The sequence below is a fragment of the Desulfuromusa kysingii genome, from assembly GCF_900107645.1.
Lineage (GTDB): Bacteria > Desulfobacterota > Desulfuromonadia > Desulfuromonadales > Geopsychrobacteraceae > Desulfuromusa > Desulfuromusa kysingii.
Map to the genome: position 1 here is coordinate 123,031 of NZ_FNQN01000010.1, position 20,180 is coordinate 143,210.

Consider the following 20,180-nt stretch of genomic DNA (forward strand, 5'->3'; position numbering starts at 1 on the left):
AGGGTTTGTCTCGTCTGAAGTTTAATCCTCAAGCTACAATTCATTTTATAGATAAAAAAGAGGAAGTGCATCAGCCATAAAATATTGCATTCGCCCTTCTCCTTTTAGGTTTCTACAACGGGAACAAATTGTGGTTTAACTCACTTTGCGTAAGCCATAAACTGAGCGCCGCATGATGACATCGTTGGCGATCAGGACCAGATAGGAAATGACAATCGATACCAGACAGAGGGATAAAGCTCCGCTTTCGCCTCCCGGGGTGTTGGTGTAATCGTAGATAGCCAGAGGAATGGTCTGGGTCAATCCGGGAATATTTCCGGCAAGGATGATGGTTGCTCCGAACTCACCGAGGCTACGGGCAAAGCAGAGGGTTCCACCAGTCACCAGAGAGGGGATTGATAATGGTAGAACCAGGGAAAAAAGGGTATCGAAAAATCCGGCACCGAGGGTGCGCGAGGCATGAATCAGCTGTAGATCAATCTGTTCCATGCCGAGGCGGATCGAACGAACCATCAATGGCAGACCGATGACCGAGCAGGCGATCACGGCCCCTTTCCAGGTAAAGATGATCTGAATTCCCAGCGTTTTGAAGAGCTCTCCGAGTGGCCCTTGCCGTCCCAGAAGCAATAATAACATATAACCGATGACGACCGGTGGCAACACCAGTGGCAGGTTGATCAGCCCATCAAGGAGCGGCTTCCAGCGGATGCGGCTGAAAGCCAGCACCCAGGCAATGGCGAAGCCGAGTGGTAGAGTTATCAGGGTTGCCGTGGTTGCAACTTTGGCGGACAACCATATCGCCTGTACATCGGTTGGTGAGAGGTTTAGCATCTGGTTCTACTCCCGTTTCCCCTCCCTGATGTTGCAGGGAGGGGCTCTGAAATTTAGTTTGCTAGTAAAAAACCATATTTCACAAAAATTTGTTGCCCTTCAGGGCTGAACAGGAAGGCATAAAATCCTTCGACATCGGTTTTTCCCTCCGCCCCTTTGAGCAGTGTGGCTGGGTACGTGACCTGTGGATAGAGATCTTGGGGAACCTCAAACAAAATTTTTGCCTGTTTGGCTAACATCGCGTCGGTCCGGTAGACAAAAGCTCCTGCAACCTCACCACGATCAGCATAGAGGAGAGCTTGTCTGACATCTTTGGCGAGGATCAGCTTTTTCTCTTGTTGCAGTTGTTGATACAGGTTGGCTGCTGTGAGTGCCTGTTCTGCATATTTCCCGGCAGGGACAGATTTAGGACTGCCGATAGCGATGGATCTCATCTGCAGAACATCTTTCAGAGCGGTGGCTTTGGCGTTTGGAGATCCTGCTAGAACCAGACTGTTATAGACCAGGGTCTTTGTGGTCTCTTCAGCAACGACACCCTGCTCCTGCAAGTACTTCATCCATTTAGGGTTCGCCGAAATATAGATGTCGGCCGGTGCCCCGGCAACGATTTGTTTGGCCAGTGCCCCAGACGCAGCAAAGTTGACTAACAGCTCTACCTGTGGATGGCTCTGCTTATAAAGCGCGGAGACCTCTTTGATGGCATCAGTCAAGCTGGCTGCGGCAGAGATACGTACTTCACCGGCCAGTGCGGGGGTGGCAAACAACAATAACAACAGTAACAGACAATAGGCTTGCATGTGCTTCACGGTGTTCTCCTTTTGTTGGTTGATTCTTAAATTAAAAATTAAGTGAGGCGGCGAAAAGCGGATGCTTTAAACGCTGCGTAAACGGTTTTCCCAATATCGAGTTCAAGTTCGGCAACGGCTTGACTGACCACCTGAGCCAAGAGGATTTCACCGTTGCAGTTCAGTTCTACGCCAACGGCCCCCTTATGAGGCATAATCCCGGTGATTGTTCCGGTCAAAAGGTTACGTGCTGACATCGCATGGGGGTGTTTTTTACATAACAGAATGTCTTTGCTCGATAATCCAAATAATCCATCTTGCAGGCGCTCATTGGCCGTCAGGAACAACTCATTGGCCCCCCAGCGATAACTGATCAGGTTGTCAACCTCATGCGGGTCGCTCAGAGTTAAATGGTTGAGATAGCCGTGACGATTACCGGCCATCCGCTCGCGTTCCAGAGTGTCAGCATTGGTGATTTGCTGTAAGCGACCATCGGCGAACTGCATCACCTGATCAGTGAGTAGGCGCATTTCACTCAGCGAATGTGAGATATAGAGGTAAGGGATCGCGAAGTGGCGCAATGTTGTGCGCAAAAAGGGGATGATCTGCTCTTTAAGTTGCTTATCCAGAGCGCTGAGAGGTTCATCCAGCACCAATAGGTCGGGACAGGCCAGTAGTGCCCGGCCTAGTGCGACCCGCTGCTTTTCCCCTCCAGAGAGTTGCGTTACATTGCGTTTGAGCAGATGGTCGATGTTCAGTGCTTTGGTGACATCGGCCAGTTCCAGCTGACGTTGTGAAGCGGGGGTGCGTTTGTGGCCATAGAGTAGGTTTTTTCGGACATTCAGATGGGGAAACAGGTGTGCATGTTGAAATACCACTGCTACTCTGCGGTGGTCCGGGGAAAGATTGATTTTCGCATCGCTGTCAAATAATTTGCGTCGATCAAGCTGAATCAGACCTCTATCTGCCGTCAAGAATCCAGTGAGGAGGTTGCTGAGGGTCGATTTACCGCTTCCGGATGGTCCGAAGATCCCAATCCGCTCTCCGTCGACACAAAAATCGGTGTCAAAGCTGAAATCACCTAAATGCTTTGTCAATGAAACTTCGAGTTTCATAAGTGGCTCCATCCAACGGGGTGAGAGGGGTGTTGGTCCCCTTTTGGTGCGAGGTTATTCAATTGACAGCCAACAGAACACTGGAAGCTTTAATCAAAGCGGAGACGCTGCTACCAGTTTTAAGGGCCATGTTCTCTGCGCTCTCTTTGGTGACCATTGCGGTGACCGTGTTGCCGCCGGGTAAATCGACGGTCACTTCACAGGAGACCGGTCCTTCAACGAGCTGTGAAACTTGACCCGAAAGGATATTGCGGGCACTGATTTGTTCAGGATTTAAATCACGAGCGAGTAAAACCGATGATGATTTAACCATGGCAATGACGTCGCTACCTTCGCTTAGACCGAGATTCTCGGTGCTTTCACGGGTGATAACCGCGACGATCTTATCGCCACCGCGTAGAGCGACTTTCACCACGGCGTTGACTGCGCCATCGCTGATGGATTCAACCTTGCCACTCCAGACATTTCTTGCGCTTACTTTCATTTCCATTCTCCTTAAAGTGAGGAACATTGCGGCAGTGTCAGCTGTCTCTTCGTTGATAAACTGTAAAAACTTACCGTATTCATGTTCCATTTTTCGATAAAATTGCAGCAGGTTAATCCCCGCTGCCGTCAACGTTGCTCCCCCTCCTCCTCGACCGCCGACCGATCGCTCCAAGAGCGGAGCATCGACAATATTGTTGAGTTTTTCCAGCTGTTGCCAGGCGGCTTTGTAACTCATTTTTAATTGCTGTGCTGCTTTGTTGATAGAACCACATGTCGCCACGGCCTCGAGAAGAGCAATGCCGCGATTTTTCCCGGCAACAAAACCAAGCATCTGCAGGGTTTCAGCCTTTGAGTTGCATTCTGTCATAGAACCTCCACATGGTTATTCTATTTTGGAATAACGCTAGTCAAAAAACAGGTCGCTTACTTCGGGCGTCTTCTTTCCCTGCCTGAAAGCAAGCAACCTGTTGCAGATTAGCCGTTTAAGAGCTCTAAATCAATATCTTTTCCGATCAAGCCGGCGGCATCAGCCCGACATTGTTTACAATGCCGTGCCTGAGAAAGGATCAATTCAGCCTGATTACGAACCAGATCCATTGTGACCTCTGAGGGAGGTTCAATGTCTTTGAACTGCCCAACAGGAATAATCGGGGTGATGTTCATCATGGTGGCCCCAAGTGAACGCACCTTCACTGCAAGATCAATGGTTTCGTGATCGTTGATTCCGGGGATGTAAACATGGTTGACCTTAACCATCAATCCAGCGGCTGCAGCAAGTTTGAGACCCGTAAACTGGTTATGTAGCAATTGTTCAGCCCCCTCAACGCCCGAGAGTTTCTTGCCTTTATAGCGGATCCATTCGTAAACTTTGGCCCCGGTTTCGGGGGTTAAAGCATTGATTGTCACCGTCAGACTGGTGACGTTGGCAGCAATGATATCGTCAATCGCTTCTGGTAGGCGTAATCCATTGGTTGAGAGACACAGAGTCATGTCGGGAAAGGCTTCACGCACCAGCTGAAAGGTCGCAAAGGTTTTCGGGTTGGCCAGTGGATCACCAGGGCCAGCGATACCGACAACTTTTAAACTGGGTCCAGATTGCTTATCCATATGTTGTTTGACCAGTTCCACCCGTCTGACTCCTTGCTCTGGAGTCAGGACTTTGCTGGTCACGCCGGGACGGCTTTCATTGACGCAATCATACTTCCGTTCGCAGAACCCGCATTTAATGTTGCAGCCGGGAGCCACCGGGAGGTGAACACGTCCAGCTTTATTGTGATCGCCACCAAAACAGGGGTGATCGCTCTGTTGCTTGAATTTCATCATCGGGCAGGTACTTGCCATGGTCTCTCTCCTGTCGCAGCATTTTTTACTGGTTCAAGCACCTTTGCTCATATATTGAAAAAGCCCTGTGTCCGGTGGAAACAGGGCTTCTTTGCCGGTTTTATTAAGGCACATCTTTGTGCTGGGAAATTGATTATTTATGTCAGTTGGACTTGCACTCCAAACATCGCTGTTTACTGGTGTGGACATCCCCCTGGGACTGAACCACCCTGACATTTCCCAGTGCAGACTGAATCGTGCGCAAGTTTGAGCGCTTCAACGATTGTTGCCTGGGTTTTGACCGGTTGAATGCCGGACAGAATCAGTTGTTGTTCCGGGATTTCACCGATTTGCGAGACAGCTACGGCTCTGCAGCCTTGGAGTGCTGCAACGACCTGGCTAAACCGTTGCTCTGAAAAGCTGTGCCCTGGTGTTTCGTCGGAAAATTTATTGACGCTGACTGCCGATATTTGTTGTGGATTGTCTTTTTTGTAATCATAAATTCTGAACATTTCTGCCTGTCCAAAATGTTGATCGACCAGTTCGCCTGATTTGGAAGCAATGGCTATAAGCATTTGCCTACCCTTTCCGTTAAGTTTTCAGATCTCCAGGGTTGTGAAGGTGAAGCATTTCTTCGGACAGGTGACACCACAACCTGCGCAACCGATGCAATTATCTGGTGCGACGATCGACATCACCATCCGCGTGCTATAGTTCTCTTCATCTTCGATGTCCATCGGTCCCAGAACTTGACGTGAACAGGCTTTGTAGCAACGGCCACAACCGATACATTTTTCTGGGTCAATACTTTCCGCGAATGTCGGGGTCCAGTCTGCTCCCCCCCGAGTTTTTCCTGTCAGTACGGCCATTGTTTTTGTTCTCCTCTTTATAATAAGTTATCAACGCTAGCATTGAGAAAATGGTTATAAAAGATCTCTCGATCAGTTTTTGAGCAACGCTTTTCTCAGCCAGGGGGGAGGACTATTGCGTAAAACCTCCTGGAGCTTGCCGACAGTGTCAGCAATAGGGGCCCGTTCTTTACTTTTAATGGGATGGATCTTCTTTGCGACCAACCGGGCTGCAGCTGGACCACCGATTTCTGCAACGTAAACGACAGCGCACTCAGAGAGACCAGAGCAGCGGGCTTCAATGCGATCTGCTTCGTCACTGCCATCACTTTGGACCTGGATGATACCGTTAAATTTGGCATCGTCTGGACCGATATCCCATATATAAAATTCTTCAGCACGACCAAAATGTTCGTTAACATGAACTCGATCTGTACTTGCAAATGCAACTTTCATGAACGCTCCTGATTGTTTATTTGTTTCAACAAGTTTAAGTTTCCTGGTTCGACTCATGTTTTCTCCAGCGCAGCAAATGTGTGATCCGGCACGTGAGCTGTTTCACTTTTTTTCATGTGTCCCTACCATCGCTTGTTAGCGCATCATTTCAAACCACTGGTCTTCGCAGGTCTCATCCACAGTATCCAGAAACTTGTTAACAATCACGGTGAGAAAATTGATCGCACCCTGATAGCCGATCACTGGAGTTCTGTGGATATTGACGCGATCCATGATCGGGAAGCCGATCCGGAAATGTGGAATCTTCGCGTCGCGGGCAACCCACTTGCAATGGGTGTCGCCAATAATGCCATCGACGGGATCGGTCATACAGAGGCTGCGCATGTGCCACAAGTCCTTGTTGATGTAAATTTTCCCCTGACTGCCGTAAAGTGGTGAGGTGTCAAGCAATGCCTGGAGCTCTTTCTGAAACTTCTTGGTCGAGCGGGAGCAGAGAATATGGTAGGGGACTGCGCCCATCTCCAGGAGAAATGAGACGATCCCGAGCAGATAATCTGGATCACCGGCGATAGCGAACTTCTTCCCGTGGATATATTGATGGGCATCAGTCATAGCATCGACAGCGCGCCCCCGTTCCGCTTTCAACGCTGCGGGGATAGGCTTGTCAAACAATTCGCTGAGCTTCATCAAGAAGTCGTCCGTTTTCCGAATTCCCATGGGCAAAGGTAAAATATCTTTGCTGCCAGAATATTCACTGTCGATCCACTTCATTGTATGGGGGGAGCAGTGTTTCATCAGTGAAATGGTTGCTTTACCATTAATGGTGTCGGCCGCATCTTCGAGTTTTGTACCACCAGCATACATACGGTAGGTTCCGTCACAGACCGAATCGAAAACATCGGTGATATCTGCAAGCATGGTGTAAGGAATATCCATGGCTTCAAGATATTTTTTGTACTCTCGAAGATTTCCGGTGTTCCCGTCAAAGCCGGGGATCAGGTTCAATTTTCCGGTACATTTTCCTTCGACCTTTTGTCCGACAGTAAGATCCTTGAGAATGGCAAGAAGCATGCTGTCGTAACCATGAATATGGGACCCTTTAAAGCTTGGTGTGTTAGCGTATGGGGTGGGGAGATCTTCTGGAATCAGGTCCTTTTGTTTCGCATTTTTGATATATGCATTCAGGTCGTCACCAATTACTTCTGGCATACAGGTCGTGTAAACCGGAATCATTTTCGGTTTGTAAACCGTATAGGCATTTTCCAGACCTTCGAAAAGGTTGTTTTGTCCTCCGAACACGGCACCATCCTCAGTCATGGCGTCGCTGGTAGCTGAAGCCGGTTCGCGGAAATGGCGACTGAAGGTACTGCGAAAATAGGATGCACAGCCCTGTGACCCGTGGACAAAAGGCAACGCCCCTTCAAATCCATGGGCTACCATTTGTGCTCCGAGGGGTTGGCAGGCGTGGGCTGGATTGATAACCAGCGCTTCGCGAGCAAAGTTCTGTTCCTTATATTCTTCGGTATTAATCCAATTTTGAACCTTCTCGATCTCTTCGGGAGAGTGTTCAGTCAATGGTTTTACTGCAGCTTCGCTCATGGCGATAAACTCCTTTATCGTCACCACTGAGGCGCAAATGACATCTGTCGTTTGCATTTGCGCTCCAGTGATATTTACATTTAGATTTGGTTTTGCAGCCTTTAGAAAGGTGCTTTTACCAGATCCCATGTTGGTGAATTGATGGCCATATCTATATCCCGGGCGAAGATTTCGAAACCATCGTAACCGTGATATGGACCGGAATAGTCCCAACTGTGCATCTGTCGGAAGGGGACCCCTGCCTTTTGAAAGACGTATTTTTCTTTAATCCCGCTGCCGACCATGTCAGGTTTGAGCTCTTCGACAAATTTCTCCAATTCGAATTCCGAAACATCATCATAAATTAATGTCCCCTTCGCCATTTCCGGTGAGGTCCGATCATAATCGTCCTGATGGGCAAACTCATAACCCGTTCCAGTGATCTTAATTCCAAGGTCCTCATAGGCGCCAACAGTATGACGAGGGCGCAATCCACCCACGAACAACATCGCTGTTTTACCTTCAAGGCGCGGTCTGTATTCATCCAGCACAGCCTGCATTTTTGGCTTGTATTTTTTGATCACCTTTTCCACGTTCTTTTTGATCTTTGCGTCAAATCGTTCGGCAATCGCGCGTAGACTCTCTTCAATCTTTGTCGGTCCGAAGAAGTTGTACTCGATCCATGGGATACCCCACTTTTCTTCCATAACTTTGCACATGTAGTTCATGGAGCGGTAACAGTGGATAAGGTTCAGCTTGACCGTGTTGGTAGCAGCAATCTTTTCAATCTCGCCATCTCCAGTCCAGGTTGCTTTGACATTGAGTCCGATCTCTTCGAGGATGGGAATCGCAGCCCAGACGTCGCCACCGATATTGTAATCGCCGATCAGGGCGATATCGTAAGGACCCGCTTCCTCCTTGAACTCCCGTTTACCGATGACATGATCGCGGATGGAATCGTTGGAGATATGGTGGCCAAGGGACTGACTGACACCACGAAATCCTTCACAGTTACAGGGGATGACAAATTTATCGAGTTCTTTGGACATTTTTTTGGCAACTGAGTTGATATCATCGCCAATCAAACCAACGGGGCATTCGGATAACACCGAAAGGCCCTTGTTTAGCGGGAAAAGTCCATCTGCTTCACGTAACAGTTTTTCCAGTTTGATGTCGCCACCGTAAACAATGTCCCGCTCTTGAAAGTCGGATGTGAAGTCGATCGGGAACGAGGTGACCCCTGGAATTCCCTGCATCAGATTCCGCCGGGTTCCCCAACTGTAGACACCGCAGCCAACCGGACCGTGCGATACATGGATGACGTCGCGGATTGGTCCCCAGACAACCCCTTTCGCTCCGGCGTAAGCACAGCCGCGCTGACTCATCACCCCAGGAACAACTTTTTTGTTCGATTTGACTGCACAGGTGGATGCCTCAGGTTCGTTGGCACCTAAATGCGGCTCCCGTTTTTTCTTTGCCTTTTCCGGCAATACAGCGAGAGTTTCCTCAATCAGCTGCTCGACTCTTTCTTTGGTGATTCCTTTTATGGGCTTTCTTTCAGCCATACAGATTTCTCCTGTATAAATTTAGGGACGAATCTACCATTCGCCGGTCTGTCAAGATTGACGGACTTCGTTGTCTCTGCCCGCCAGCTACAGTTCTGCCTAAGCACCTTCAGCCACGCCGATGATCGACTCGTCTTCCGCTTCCATGATCCCAAATTCCATCAGCAGATCTTCCAGATCTTCCATTTCCAGCGGTGTTGGGACGATAAACATCTCGTTATCAACGATTTTCTGCGCCAAAGCCCGGTATTCTTGTGCTTGCGGATGTTCCGGTGAGTATTCAATGACCGTCATCCGGCGTAGTTCTGCACGTTGAACCTGATTATCACGTGGGACAAAGTGAATCATCTGGGTCCCGAGGCGGGCGGCGAGAGCTTCAATAAGATCTGCTTCGCGGTCAGTGTTACGACTGTTACAGATCAGGCCGGCCAGGCGAACACTGCCAGAAGCAGCGTATTTAACGATCCCTTTACAGATGTTGTTGGCGGCGTACATGGCCATCATCTCACCAGAGACAACGATATAAATTTCCTGCGCCTTGTTTTCACGAATCGGCATCGCAAAACCACCGCAGACAACGTCACCAAGGACATCGTAGAAAACATAATCAAGATCGGGGGTGTAAGCACCTTCCTCTTCGAGAAAGTTGATGGCGGTGATAACGCCACGGCCTGCGCAGCCGACGCCTGGCTCTGGACCGCCCGATTCAACGCACATGACATCACCATAACCACGGCGACAGACGTCGTCGAGTTCGAGGTCCTCAACGGTTCCCAGTTCACGGACTTTATCCATGACCGTATCCTGAGCCTTGGCGTGTAGAATCAGACGGGTTGAGTCCGCTTTAGGGTCGCAACCGATGATCAGAATCCTCTTGCCGAGGGATGCGAGGCCGGCCACAGTGTTTTGTGTCGTTGTTGATTTACCGATGCCGCCTTTACCATAGATTGCAATTTGACGAAGTTTCTTTTTCTCAGACATAATATTTCCTCCTGAAATATGTTTGACGACTTGGTCGCCGGGATAAGGCTGATTATCTCGTCATTACACAGAAGCGGCATCGCCTTTGATGTTGTGTAATGATTTTATAATCAGACTGTTGTACTGAAGTTGGATGGAATCTCTCTGGCTCAAATGAAGTATTAGCAGAGGAAGAATTCCTAGTTTCCATCGTGGAAAGAGCAGAAAAAGCCCGAACGTCATATGAAAGATCGTTCGGGCTTCATTGCCAGGGAGGAACTACGTCAATGTAATTCTATTTGGTTTCTTACTGTCTTTTAAAGCAGGTTCTGTGCCAGATATTATTATTTTCTATAACTGGTTGTTATCTTAGCGTGTTTATGAATCAAGTATTTTTTCTGCTAAAAAAAATTCCTATTTGCATATAATTTAGGACCTATTGCTGAGTAATTTTTAGGCATGTTTTCTTTGAAAGGCTGAAAAAACAGACAGTCTTTCAGCTTAAAATATCAGCAAGTTTAAGGGCAAAAGTTAAATCCAGCCCTGCCAGAGGATGATTTCCATCCAGAGTCACAGTCTCATCATTGACTTTGATGACCAGCATGACCCGCTCTTCACCGTCGGCAAACTTGATAGCGAGCTTCTTGCCAACTTCAACCGTCTCGTGGGGAGGAAATAACTTTCTTTCAACCACCATAGTATTGTCTGTCAGCCTCGGCCCGTAGGCATCTGCAGCTTTAATCAGGATATTTTTGATCTCATTCCGTTTCATGCCGATGATCTCCGCTTCCAGAGCCGGAAAAATTTCGTTGTTGCCCAAGGTCACCAGCATCGGGGTTTCATCATCACAACTGTCAAAAATTGCGCCATTATCAACCGTGCCGACATAGTGGATTATGACCTTGTCCCCTTTGTTAGCAAGTTTTTCCATTGATCTTCTCTCCTTCCTGAATAATGTAGAAGCGGGCATCGAAATAACGCTCAAGGATAGGCTTGACCTCATTCCAGGTGAGTCCGCCATGACCGCAGCCGGGTCTGGGAACGATGATCCGGGGCCACTGCTTAAATTCGACCAACTCGACAAGTTCACGGCAGGATCGTTCGATAATCTGTAGGCTGGGGTTTTCGAAGGGGCTGTCTTCCACTGGAAAGGAGACGATACGTTGACCGAGATCAAAAACATGCATCCCAAAATTGCGGATTTGACTTGCAAGGGTATAAGGCAGGGTGGGAAATCGGTCAGCAGCCTGTCGGGCACAACCCCGCGGCATTGAGCATCTGCCATCTTTGAGTAAAAGTCCGCCGGTCGTAATAGCGACGACTGCTCCGTTGCTGTGGTGTTCCCATAGATCGCCACGAAGAAGTTGTGGTTTTTGCATTTATTCCAGTCTCTCCCGGATCAAGGCCAATAAAAAATCAAATACCTCTTCGCGGCTGTGGATGAATGTCGGCATCTGTTGAATCATGATCTCTTCCAGTTTTTCCAGCACCGCTCCGTCAGTCGAGCCGACACTGTCCATGACCATCTGTAGCATCGGGATGACCTCATATTGATCATCCCGATCGAAAGGGGTCGGGTCGGGTTTTCCGGTAAATTTGGGATGTTCACGAAACTCTTTTTTCCGTGGGTACTTGTAATAGAGGTCCGACGGTTTGATTTCGATAGCCATAAGAGTCCTAACTACAAGAGCCACAGCCGGAGTGACAGCAATGAGTTTTACAGGTCACAACCGTTGCTGATCGTTCAGGCGAGGACAAAAACATATTCAGGCTTGCTTGGAGAACAAACCACTTGCCATCTACTTCCTCGGCTTGCAGGTTATTCTTTTTGATATGCATCAGGACGTTCAGTTCTGTTGTGCCCATTTGTTTGGCAACTTGATCCAGAGGTAACCAGGTATTTTCTTTTGTCATCCGTAAACTCCTGCATGAAAAACGGGTTGATTGATCCACTGAACGAGCTTTGCCACGCGATGCAGCTGTCAGCTCTGTGAGCGTTTTTTATAGAGTTAATGCAGCGCTGACAAGTGCAGTAGTTGAGGAGTCAACGCTTCAATCTCTTTTTTTACGTGACCATCGAGGCTCTTTAACCAGGCTCGCGGTAGTTGTTCATGTCCATACAGCGCCCCGGCAATCATTCCGGCGATCGCGCCCGTAGTATCGGCGTCGCCCCCTTGGTTGACCACCCCGATCAGACATTCTTCAAAGGACCCGGTGGTGAAGATATAATTGAAAACAGTCTGTAACGTATCGACGATGTAGCCGGAGGCATAACCTTTATAATGATTAAAACGAAAGGTCGGGTATTCGGTTGTCAATTCTCGCGTCAAAGCGTGTAGAGCAAATCTGTCGGCACCAAGAATCGCTGCCTGGACCATCTTCCCGACACAGAGGCAGCCTGCATCAGACAACGCATGATGATGGGTGAGGTGTGCCTGTTCCAGAGTACAACGGCGTAGTTGTTGTTCATCTCCTAAGGTCACTAAAGCGACGGGGGCCATTCGCATCGCTGCACCATTACCGGCATCCCATTCGTTAACGGGCACCTCCAGAGTTCCATTGTTCATATACATCCGGATCCCTTTGCGCACGGTTGAGCCAATGTCGATGGGCTTACCGCGCATCCAGGCGACAAAGTTGTCGGCAATTTGTCGCAGGTTCCAACCATCTGTCTGGATGATAGCACGGGCGAGGGCGAGGGACATCTCGGTGTCATCCGTAACCTGCCCCGGTTTGAGGCGCAGCCAGCCACCGCCAATTATTTTGCGATGGAGCTTGTGCTTTACCCTAATCTCGGCAGGGGTCATGAATTCTGTTGTCGCGCCTAAGGCATCTCCCAGGGCTAGGCCGAGAAACGCCGCAGTAGCGCGAGAGACTATCTGATCTTCCAATGTCTATCCACCGATCATACTCTTGACTTCAAAATCTCCACCGATAACCATATATTCATCTTCCCCTTTAAATAACGATTTTGACAGCAGACCACTGAGGAAAAATATCTTGGTCAGTGGCACTTCCACCCTTAAAACCCGTGAACCGAACTCCCAGGCTTTTTCAAAATCGGTGGTAAACGAGTTGAGATTATTCAGGCGGATGATGAAGTGATTTTTCCCCAACGTGTCGATGATGCTGTGTTCCTCCAAGTCATTGACGCCTCGGAACAAAGTGAGGAATCGTTTCCCCGGCATCTGCCTGCGGAGTTCATACTGGACATATTCGTATAAGAGATCGAGCTGCGAGAGGATCGCACTGGTTCGGGAGGAACCTTTCATGCGATCCACCATATAGCGGTAGTACTCTTCAGATTCAATATTTCTGATCGGGCAATGATGAAAGGTTGGAATTAACCCCAGTCTTGACTCGACCCAACCTTTTAAGACCGCACCTTCGATAGAGTTGCTGTCAAATAACCACCCACGCAAAAATCTGAGATAACAGTTCTTAAGGCTCTTCTGACTGCTCCGAGAAGACTCCCGTTGCCACTGATGAAGTTGAAATTGTACATCCATATAGTCATGAAAGCGGGAACCCCGTTCCTCCGGATGGTGAAGCAGGTTCAATTCAGCAAAGAGCTTCTTGCGGATATGGCTGGTTCCCTGAATCGTCAGTGGCTGAGGATGTTGATTGTAGTCCTTCGATGCAATAACCCAAGGGGGGATATCGCACATGTTGATTTGGGTGACATGACCGTTCAGATCATCCCTCCATCAACAGGAAGGCTTCAGCGACCTCTTTTAAGCTTTTACGCTTATTCATCGCCAGTTTCTGCATCTTCCGGTGGGCTTCGGGTTCTGTGAGACCACGCTTTATCAACACCCCTTTGGCCCGGTCAACAAGTTTGCGGGTCTCAAGGTTCTCTTTCAAGGCTGCAACTTCATCACGCAGATTAGAAATTTCAATAAACTGATGAATTGACAGGTCAATGGTGATTCTCAACTGTTCTGCGTTGAAGGGCTTCATCAAATAATGGTGGACCCCGGCATCATGAGCTCTGGTGACTGTTTCACTGTCAGCTATACCGGTTAACAGGACAATCGCCCCGCTGGGGGTACGATTCATCTTGTCTGCTGCGGTAATTCCGTCCATGACTGGCATAGTAACGTCCATGACGGTCAACAGAGGCCTATGCACCGCAGCCAGGGCGATAGCCTGTGATCCATCAGCGGCCTCATAGAGCTCATCAAAGCCGTAGTCAGCGACAATTTGGGTCACTTGCTGTCTGATCAGGGGTTCATCGTCAACGATCAAGGCTTTTTTCACGGTATTTCCTGCGCAGGTCAGGAGCTGTCTCTCGGTTGGAAAGACAGCTCCCGAAAGGGTTTAAGTCAAGTTTTCAGGGTAACGAATGTCCCCTAGGGCCTGGAATCTGGTGAAGAATAATAACCAGAGATTCCTGAAGAGCCACCAATGCTGACAGTTTGAAAGTCAGGATAGGCTTCCATGCCGATTTCGGAGGAGTCACAACCTAACATCTCATCTTCTTCACTGACTCTGATGCCGATGGTGTATTTAAGTGCCAACCAAACAATTGAAGTGGCGATGACAACAAAAACAGCAGTCGCGATGACACCAACAAACTGGGTGACAAAGCTAGCTTCGCCGTCGGTGAATGGAACGGCCATGGTGCCCCAGATCCCGCAGACAAGGTGAACAGAGAGGGCGCCAACAACATCATCAATCTTGAGTTTATCAAAGAATGGTACAGCCAGCACTGCTAAGACACCACCGACAGCGCCGATTAAGGTTGCGGCCCCAAGAGATGGAGTGGCTGGACCGGCAGTAATTGAAACCAAACCTGCCAGGGCACCGTTGAGGGCCATAGTAACATCCACTTTTTTATACAGAACCTGCACCATGATCATGGCGGCGATCATCCCGCCACAGGCAGCCATGTTGGTGTTGACCATAACGTTGGACATTTCGATAACGGAAGCCGCATCGCCCAGAGCGAGGACGGAACCACCATTAAATCCATACCAACCCATCCACAAGATAAAGGTACCCAGAGTTGCCAGAGGAATATTGGAACCGGGGAGTGGATTGACTTGACCTGATTTGCTGTATTTACCTTTACGGGCACCGAGAATGATGGCACCGGTTAACGCTGCCCAGCCACCGACGGAATGGACAATCGTTGATCCGGCATAATCAGAGAAACCCATCTCTGCAAGCCAGCCGCCGCCCCAACCCCATGAACCTTGGATCGGATAGATGACGCCACAAAGAACCACACAGAAAGCCAGAAATGACCAGAGTTTGACCCGTTCAGCAACACAACCGGAGACCACGGAGCAAGCAGCACCGCAGAAGACCATTTGGAAAAACCAGTCGGATGAAGCGGAATAGCCAGCGGAATAATCTCCAGCGGCTGCCGCTGCATCATCAGCTCCCCAGACTCCTAAGCTGCCGATGAAGCCGCCATCAACACCTGCATACATCAGGTTGTAACCGATCAGGTAGAAGAGAATTCCGGCGATTCCGAATAGCGAGATATTTTTCAGACAGATCGTAGCAACATTCTTCGAACGGACCAAACCTGATTCAAGCATGCCGAATCCGGCAGCCATCCACATGACCAGAATGCCCATCACCAGGAAGGAAAAGGTGTTGAGGATATAGGACATCTCTGAGACAGGGGCGTCTTCCGCCAGAGCCAAGGTGGGTAAAATCAATAACCCAGCCAATAGAAACATAAACTTTTTCATCTTAAATCTCCTTTTTAAAACTGTTATGACCATGATAATTGCTGGATTAATGACTAAAGAGAATCTTCACCTGATTCCCCAGTACGGATCCTGATGGACTGTTCAATAGCGCTGACAAAAATCTTGCCATCGCCAATCCGACCGGTGCTTGCTTCACGCTCAATAGCGGCCACGACAGCGTCGACTTGATCATCACCGAGGACCAGCTCGATTTTTATTTTAGGGATAAAATCAATCTGATACTCAGCTCCGCGATACAATTCGGTATGTCCTTTTTGACGTCCGAATCCACGGACTTCGCTGACGGTCATACCGCTGATCCCCATTTCTGTGATCGCTGCCTTGACGTCATCAAGTTTGAACGGTTTGATGATGCATTCAACTTTCTTCATCCTGAGATTCTCCTATGAGAGTAGTTATGAAAAAAAGGCGCACTAACTCCAATGAGGGAGTCATGAGCGCCTTTGCTCGTGCATCCTTACAAGGTTATCTCCGTTTTACTGACGGAGTTTGAACTCGATAATTCTTTGTTCTGCAGTCTTCGTACCAAAAACGAAAAACAGTTTTTATGGGGGAATAAATCTCTTTTTTAATCGTTATCTGTCGTTTTTTTATACAGAGTCGAAAGCTGATGAACAAAAATTAAGCACCTTTGAGTTTAAGATACGATATTTGTTGCAGCCAGTCTGACCTCGAAGCAGCTGCCCCGCTCAGGTGCATCAGTGACGCTTAAACAGCCATCGTATTCGGCAACAATCTTGCGACATAGATAGAGCCCTAACCCGGTTCCTTGACCCTCCTTTCGGGAACTGTAGAAAGGATCGAAGATTCTCTGTTTTAACTTGTCAGGGATTCCGGGGCCGTTATCACAAAACAGGATAGAGATGCTGTTGTCATTGTTGGTGACGGTTGATATCTCAATTATCCCGCCTCTCTCCATGGCCTGAACCGCGTTGAGGATCAGGTTGATGAAGATCTGCTTGAATTTATTTTTATCGATATTCAGTCGTGGTATGGGGGTTAAGTTCTCATTCGAGGTGATCAACTTTTTGTTTAACTCATAGCGCATTAGGCTCAGAACTTCTCTCATCGTGACGTTGATATCGGTTGGTTCCCGCTTATCGTCATGCGCTGCAGAAGAATAGGAAAGCAATTCAGAACTCAGCCCTTTCAGCCGCTCAACTTCATGGTCGATCCGTTCAACAAGCTCGCGCTGGTCGGCAGTGAAGTTGTCATTATCAAGCAGAATCTTGTTGGCAAAGCTGATGACCGTCAGCGGATTATTGATTTCATGTGCAATACCGGCGCTCATGCGTCCGACTTCAGCCAGTTTTTCAGATTGAATTGTTTGTGCCAATAATTGTTCAAATTCCGTGATGTCCTCGACAACGACTACCACTCCATGAGTTTTGCCGTTCTCTTTCAATGGGGATAAGCGCCTTTTCTGTAAGCGATTTTCCCCGGCTTGTCCACGGTGTAGGAGGCGTAATTCAGCCGCTTCACCGGTCTCCAAGACGCGTCGCAGGCGATCGGCTATCCCCTCCTCTTCGAGAGTGGGGAAAGTCTCCAGCAGCTTGCGACCCAGAGCTTTTTCCGCAGGAATTCTGGCCATCTGGGCCATACTGTCATTCCACGAGGTGATCCTCATGTTTCTGTCAATGGTATACAAACCGAGGCTGATACTTGAGAGGATCTTGTCGTTGAGGTGATTAAGGTTGTTCTTTTCCCGTGAGACGCGACATAAGTCCTGATACAGATTGGCGTTATCAATGGCAATGGCGGCTTGACCGGCAAGCAGTGACAGAGCGTCACAGTCATGCGCCGTAAAAGCATCGGGCTGCCGGTTTTCAACGTTGAAAACGCCGATAATCCGATCTCTGGCGATCAGGGGAACTGCCAGCTCTGAGCTGGCCGCTTCAATGCCGGGGATATAATCTTCCGTAGAGCTGACATTATGAATCAAGTAGGGCTTACCAAATTGCGCCGCCTTGCCCATGATCCCTTGGCCCAGATAGATCGGCTTATCTATGGCTTGCTGGCTATAGCCGAAAGAGGCAACGGTTTCCAGCGCTTTGCTGTCATTGTTCAGTAAGCGAATAATGGCATTATCAAAGAGGAATACGTCTTGAGATATCTCCAGAATCCGTGGCAGTAAAAAATCAAGATCGGTGATTGTGGCAAGCTCCTTACCGACATCAATGAGAGCTCTGAATAACTTCTGTTTTTGGTCAGTCATAACCGGGAATCGACTCCTATAAAGAAAAATGAGGCAAACAACGACAGATTGAGAAGCATGAAAAATGCCAAAACGCTGCCTTTTATCTGGAATCGGAAAAGTAACCAACAATGGAGGGCCGTCTCGTCTTTGTGCAGAAAAACTTGATGTCGATGGAAGCGGTGGTCTCAGCTCCCCGCCGCTCTTTAGACGAAGGTTTAGTTATCGTCGGACGATTATAATATCCGGTCATGAGAAACTAACCTGTTGCTAACCTTGAACTAACATATTCCCCGTAGAACTCCTCCGATTAAATGACTTCCAATTAAACCCTGTCAGTTGCTTCCCCGGTCTGACAACTGCAACCAAAGTCAGCAACCAATTGACTGATCGTGCGGAGACCTAATGATTAAAGCAGTGATTACCGATCTTGCCGGAACGACTATTGATTTTGGCAGTTGCGCCCCAGCCGGGGCCTTTATTGAACTGTTTCGCCGTCACCGTATTCAGGTCAGCCCGGAACAGGCACGAGTGCCGATGGGGTTGGAGAAGCGAGCTCACATTGTCGCTATCGCTTCTATGCCGGAGATCGCTCAGCAGTGGCGCAGCAATCACGATGGGGTCGACTGGACCGAGACCGATATCAGCGCCCTCTACGCAGAATTTATCCCGCTGCAACTTAAAGTGCTCCCCGCATACGGTGAACTGATCCCCGGTGCCGTCAAGCTGATGCGTTGGTGCCGAGAGCAAGGGATCAGGGTTGGCGCTACCACTGGATATAACCGGGATATGCTGGCTGTCGTCCTTGGTTGCGCAGCGGAGCAAGGGTTTGTCCCGGACAGCTCTTGTTGTGCCGAAGATGTTCCAGATGGACGTCCTGCCCCTTGGATGATCTATCGTTGTCTGCAACAGCTTGGGGTCTTTCCACCTGCTGCGGTGGTCAATGTTGGCGATACCCTTCCCGATGTGGTGTCTGGTCGCAACGCCGGAAGTTGGAGTGTCGGGGTGTTACAGAGCGGCAACATGTTGGGTCTGAGCCGTAGTGAACTCGCGGCATTAGACGCAAAGGTGATGGCGCAACGCTGTGCCACCGCACGGACTGAGATGCTGAAAGCTGGCGCCCATTTCGTGCTCGACAGTATCGAACAGCTCCCCGAGCTGATTGCAACAATCAATCGAAAAATGGCTCAAGGGATAAAACCTTGAGTCGCTGACATCGTCTGTGAATTCCTTAGGAGGAAACACCATGAAAGTGCTTTTCAGGCAGTTGAAACTCAGTCTTACCCTCTGTTTTACCCTGTTGACCGTTTTTGGCAGTCATGCTGCTATTGCCGGTGAACTGGTCGTCTACACCGCGTTGGAAGATGATGAAGTGGCCGTCTACCGTAAGGATTTTGAAGCGAAGTACCCCGATATCGACCTGCAACTAGTCCGCGATTCCACCGGAATCATCACCGCCCGGTTGCTGGCAGAAAAAGACAATCCCGTCGCCGATGTCGTCTGGGGGACTGCAGCCACCTCATTGCTGATCGCCGATGATCTCGGCATGCTTGCTCCGTACAGCCCGAAAGGTAACGAGCAGGTCAAAGTGGGGATGAAAGATCCGAACAACGCAGTTCTTCACTGGGTCGGTATCAAGGCTTGGGTGACCGGGATCGTCGGCAACACGATCGAGATGCAGAAGCTAGGTCTGAAGATGCCACAATCCTACGCCAACCTGTTGCGGCCTGAATATGCCGGTCTGTTGGTGATGCCGAACCCGGCGTCTTCCGGGACCGGTTTTCTGACGGTCTCTGCGGTCCTCCAGTTGATGGGTGAAGAGGCTGGCTGGGATTATCTCGACAACCTGCACAAGAATATCGCCCAGTATACTCACTCTGGATCCAAGCCTGCAAAAATGGCCGGTAAGGGGGAATTCCCGATCGGTCTTTCTTTTGCTTACCGTGGTTTTAAACAACGCAGCAGTGGCGAACCGGTGGAAATCGCTTTCCCGAAAGAAGGTTCTGGGTACGACGTTGAGGCCAACGCTCTGATCAAAAAACCACGGATCAAGCCAGAGGCTAAAACCTTCCTCGACTGGGCTATCAGCGAAGATGCGATGAAGATGTACGCCAAGGTCTACCCGATCGTGGCGACTGATATCCCGGTGGCTGCTCCACAAGGCTGGCCAGCAGACCCAGCTTCAGTGTTGATCGACAACGACCTGATGTGGGCTGCGAAAAATCGTCAACGTATCCTCGATGAATGGACCAAACGCTACGATGGCAAAAGTGCTCCACGTTAGTGATCCACAGTCAACCGGCAACGGAGTACTGC

At 49.2% G+C, this 20,180-nt stretch carries 23 protein-coding genes; 2 read left to right on the forward strand and 21 right to left on the reverse strand.

Annotated elements, in window-relative coordinates:
- Window positions 1–135 precede the first annotated feature (135 nt).
- The 21 genes from modB to BLU87_RS14975 all read right to left on the reverse strand — a co-directional run bounded on the left by modB (window position 136) and on the right by BLU87_RS14975 (window position 17,885).
- Window positions 136–831, reverse strand: a complete 696-nt coding sequence (gene modB, locus BLU87_RS14875) for a molybdate ABC transporter permease subunit (protein WP_092350241.1) — start codon at window positions 829–831, stop codon at window positions 136–138.
- A gap of 53 nt (window positions 832–884) precedes the next feature.
- The gene (modA, locus tag BLU87_RS14880; RefSeq protein ID WP_092350320.1) at window positions 885–1,628 is read right to left on the reverse strand and encodes a molybdate ABC transporter substrate-binding protein; all 744 of its coding nucleotides are present in this window, start codon (window positions 1,626–1,628) and stop codon (window positions 885–887) included.
- 47 nt (window positions 1,629–1,675) lie between these two features.
- A complete protein-coding gene (modC, locus tag BLU87_RS14885; protein WP_092350243.1) occupies window positions 1,676–2,731 on the reverse strand; it encodes a molybdenum ABC transporter ATP-binding protein in 1,056 nt (351 codons plus the stop codon).
- 58 nt (window positions 2,732–2,789) lie between these two features.
- Window positions 2,790–3,584: a TOBE domain-containing protein gene (locus BLU87_RS14890; protein ID WP_092350245.1), complete on the reverse strand. Its 795-nt coding sequence runs from the start codon at window positions 3,582–3,584 to the stop codon at window positions 2,790–2,792.
- A gap of 107 nt (window positions 3,585–3,691) precedes the next feature.
- Entirely contained in the window at window positions 3,692–4,558 is an 867-nt protein-coding gene (locus BLU87_RS14895; RefSeq protein WP_092350247.1) for a radical SAM protein, read from the reverse strand.
- 173 nt (window positions 4,559–4,731) lie between these two features.
- The gene (locus BLU87_RS14900; protein WP_092350249.1) at window positions 4,732–5,112 is read right to left on the reverse strand and encodes a NifB/NifX family molybdenum-iron cluster-binding protein; all 381 of its coding nucleotides are present in this window, start codon (window positions 5,110–5,112) and stop codon (window positions 4,732–4,734) included.
- 24 nt (window positions 5,113–5,136) lie between these two features.
- On the reverse strand, window positions 5,137–5,406 hold the full coding sequence (fdxB, locus tag BLU87_RS14905; RefSeq protein WP_092350251.1) for a ferredoxin III, nif-specific: 270 nt from the start codon (window positions 5,404–5,406) through the stop codon (window positions 5,137–5,139).
- Between the two features lie 72 nt (window positions 5,407–5,478).
- Entirely contained in the window at window positions 5,479–5,841 is a 363-nt protein-coding gene (nifX, locus tag BLU87_RS14910; protein WP_092350322.1) for a nitrogen fixation protein NifX, read from the reverse strand.
- Window positions 5,842–5,976: 135 nt separating this feature from the next.
- On the reverse strand, window positions 5,977–7,440 hold the full coding sequence (gene nifK / locus BLU87_RS14915) for a nitrogenase molybdenum-iron protein subunit beta (RefSeq protein ID WP_092350324.1): 1,464 nt from the start codon (window positions 7,438–7,440) through the stop codon (window positions 5,977–5,979).
- A 101-nt stretch (window positions 7,441–7,541) separates the two neighbouring features.
- Complete coding sequence (gene nifD / locus BLU87_RS14920; RefSeq protein ID WP_092350253.1) at window positions 7,542–8,984, reverse strand: nitrogenase molybdenum-iron protein alpha chain; 1,443 nt, start codon at window positions 8,982–8,984, stop codon at window positions 7,542–7,544.
- Between the two features lie 99 nt (window positions 8,985–9,083).
- A complete protein-coding gene (gene nifH / locus BLU87_RS14925; RefSeq protein ID WP_092350255.1) occupies window positions 9,084–9,965 on the reverse strand; it encodes a nitrogenase iron protein in 882 nt (293 codons plus the stop codon).
- Window positions 9,966–10,440: 475 nt separating this feature from the next.
- A complete protein-coding gene (locus tag BLU87_RS14930; protein WP_092350257.1) occupies window positions 10,441–10,875 on the reverse strand; it encodes an FKBP-type peptidyl-prolyl cis-trans isomerase in 435 nt (144 codons plus the stop codon).
- Window positions 10,859–11,323, reverse strand: a complete 465-nt coding sequence (locus BLU87_RS14935; RefSeq protein ID WP_092350259.1) for a macro domain-containing protein — start codon at window positions 11,321–11,323, stop codon at window positions 10,859–10,861. Before BLU87_RS14935 ends, BLU87_RS14930 begins: the two co-directional genes overlap by 17 nt.
- The gene (locus BLU87_RS14940) at window positions 11,324–11,614 is read right to left on the reverse strand and encodes a hypothetical protein (RefSeq protein WP_092350261.1); all 291 of its coding nucleotides are present in this window, start codon (window positions 11,612–11,614) and stop codon (window positions 11,324–11,326) included. It lies immediately after the preceding gene.
- Window positions 11,615–11,621: 7 nt separating this feature from the next.
- Complete coding sequence (locus tag BLU87_RS14945; RefSeq protein WP_092350263.1) at window positions 11,622–11,858, reverse strand: hypothetical protein; 237 nt, start codon at window positions 11,856–11,858, stop codon at window positions 11,622–11,624.
- Window positions 11,859–11,953: 95 nt separating this feature from the next.
- Window positions 11,954–12,835 carry an ADP-ribosyl-[dinitrogen reductase] hydrolase gene (gene draG, locus BLU87_RS14950; RefSeq protein WP_092350265.1) on the reverse strand — a complete coding sequence of 294 codons (882 nt, stop codon included), beginning with the start codon at window positions 12,833–12,835 and terminating at the stop codon, window positions 11,954–11,956.
- A 3-nt stretch (window positions 12,836–12,838) separates the two neighbouring features.
- Window positions 12,839–13,612, reverse strand: coding sequence for an NAD(+)--dinitrogen-reductase ADP-D-ribosyltransferase (locus BLU87_RS14955; RefSeq protein WP_092350267.1), 774 nt, complete (start codon window positions 13,610–13,612; stop codon window positions 12,839–12,841).
- Window positions 13,613–13,640: 28 nt separating this feature from the next.
- Window positions 13,641–14,204 (reverse strand): ANTAR domain-containing response regulator, encoded by a 564-nt coding sequence (locus BLU87_RS14960; RefSeq protein ID WP_092350269.1) that lies wholly within the window; start codon window positions 14,202–14,204, stop codon window positions 13,641–13,643.
- A gap of 92 nt (window positions 14,205–14,296) precedes the next feature.
- On the reverse strand, window positions 14,297–15,649 hold the full coding sequence (amt, locus tag BLU87_RS14965; RefSeq protein ID WP_092350271.1) for an ammonium transporter: 1,353 nt from the start codon (window positions 15,647–15,649) through the stop codon (window positions 14,297–14,299).
- A gap of 53 nt (window positions 15,650–15,702) precedes the next feature.
- Window positions 15,703–16,041 (reverse strand): P-II family nitrogen regulator, encoded by a 339-nt coding sequence (locus BLU87_RS14970; protein ID WP_092350273.1) that lies wholly within the window; start codon window positions 16,039–16,041, stop codon window positions 15,703–15,705.
- Window positions 16,042–16,307: 266 nt separating this feature from the next.
- On the reverse strand, window positions 16,308–17,885 hold the full coding sequence (locus tag BLU87_RS14975) for an ATP-binding protein (RefSeq protein ID WP_092350275.1): 1,578 nt from the start codon (window positions 17,883–17,885) through the stop codon (window positions 16,308–16,310).
- Between the two features lie 384 nt (window positions 17,886–18,269).
- On the opposite strand from BLU87_RS14975, the gene phnX reads away from it, so the two are divergent.
- Together phnX and BLU87_RS14985 are read left to right on the forward strand one after the other, a co-directional pair.
- Window positions 18,270–19,070, forward strand: a complete 801-nt coding sequence (phnX, locus tag BLU87_RS14980) for a phosphonoacetaldehyde hydrolase (protein ID WP_092350276.1) — start codon at window positions 18,270–18,272, stop codon at window positions 19,068–19,070.
- A 46-nt stretch (window positions 19,071–19,116) separates the two neighbouring features.
- Complete coding sequence (locus tag BLU87_RS14985) at window positions 19,117–20,148, forward strand: putative 2-aminoethylphosphonate ABC transporter substrate-binding protein (RefSeq protein WP_092350326.1); 1,032 nt, start codon at window positions 19,117–19,119, stop codon at window positions 20,146–20,148.
- The last annotated feature ends 32 nt before the right edge of the window (window positions 20,149–20,180 follow it).

What these genes read in the sequence shown, in the direction of transcription:
- nifD (WP_092350253.1), bottom strand. Translation starts at nt 8,984, where the DNA reads ATGGCTGAAAGAAAGCCCATAAAAGGAATCACCAAAGAAAGAGTCGAG.
- nifH (WP_092350255.1), bottom strand. Translation starts at nt 9,965, where the DNA reads ATGTCTGAGAAAAAGAAACTTCGTCAAATTGCAATCTATGGTAAAGGC.
- amt (WP_092350271.1), bottom strand. Translation starts at nt 15,649, where the DNA reads ATGAAAAAGTTTATGTTTCTATTGGCTGGGTTATTGATTTTACCCACC.
- BLU87_RS14955 (WP_092350267.1), bottom strand. Translation starts at nt 13,612, where the DNA reads ATGTGCGATATCCCCCCTTGGGTTATTGCATCGAAGGACTACAATCAA.
- BLU87_RS14935 (WP_092350259.1), bottom strand. Translation starts at nt 11,323, where the DNA reads ATGCAAAAACCACAACTTCTTCGTGGCGATCTATGGGAACACCACAGC.
- BLU87_RS14975 (WP_092350275.1), bottom strand. Translation starts at nt 17,885, where the DNA reads ATGACTGACCAAAAACAGAAGTTATTCAGAGCTCTCATTGATGTCGGT.
- nifK (WP_092350324.1), bottom strand. Translation starts at nt 7,440, where the DNA reads ATGAGCGAAGCTGCAGTAAAACCATTGACTGAACACTCTCCCGAAGAG.
- modC (WP_092350243.1), bottom strand. Translation starts at nt 2,731, where the DNA reads ATGAAACTCGAAGTTTCATTGACAAAGCATTTAGGTGATTTCAGCTTT.
- BLU87_RS14945 (WP_092350263.1), bottom strand. Translation starts at nt 11,858, where the DNA reads ATGACAAAAGAAAATACCTGGTTACCTCTGGATCAAGTTGCCAAACAA.
- BLU87_RS14890 (WP_092350245.1), bottom strand. Translation starts at nt 3,584, where the DNA reads ATGACAGAATGCAACTCAAAGGCTGAAACCCTGCAGATGCTTGGTTTT.
- BLU87_RS14970 (WP_092350273.1), bottom strand. Translation starts at nt 16,041, where the DNA reads ATGAAGAAAGTTGAATGCATCATCAAACCGTTCAAACTTGATGACGTC.
- BLU87_RS14940 (WP_092350261.1), bottom strand. Translation starts at nt 11,614, where the DNA reads ATGGCTATCGAAATCAAACCGTCGGACCTCTATTACAAGTACCCACGG.
- modA (WP_092350320.1), bottom strand. Translation starts at nt 1,628, where the DNA reads ATGCAAGCCTATTGTCTGTTACTGTTGTTATTGTTGTTTGCCACCCCC.
- BLU87_RS14895 (WP_092350247.1), bottom strand. Translation starts at nt 4,558, where the DNA reads ATGGCAAGTACCTGCCCGATGATGAAATTCAAGCAACAGAGCGATCAC.
- phnX (WP_092350276.1), top strand. Translation starts at nt 18,270, where the DNA reads ATGATTAAAGCAGTGATTACCGATCTTGCCGGAACGACTATTGATTTT.
- fdxB (WP_092350251.1), bottom strand. Translation starts at nt 5,406, where the DNA reads ATGGCCGTACTGACAGGAAAAACTCGGGGGGGAGCAGACTGGACCCCG.
- nifX (WP_092350322.1), bottom strand. Translation starts at nt 5,841, where the DNA reads ATGAAAGTTGCATTTGCAAGTACAGATCGAGTTCATGTTAACGAACAT.
- BLU87_RS14930 (WP_092350257.1), bottom strand. Translation starts at nt 10,875, where the DNA reads ATGGAAAAACTTGCTAACAAAGGGGACAAGGTCATAATCCACTATGTC.
- modB (WP_092350241.1), bottom strand. Translation starts at nt 831, where the DNA reads ATGCTAAACCTCTCACCAACCGATGTACAGGCGATATGGTTGTCCGCC.
- BLU87_RS14900 (WP_092350249.1), bottom strand. Translation starts at nt 5,112, where the DNA reads ATGCTTATAGCCATTGCTTCCAAATCAGGCGAACTGGTCGATCAACAT.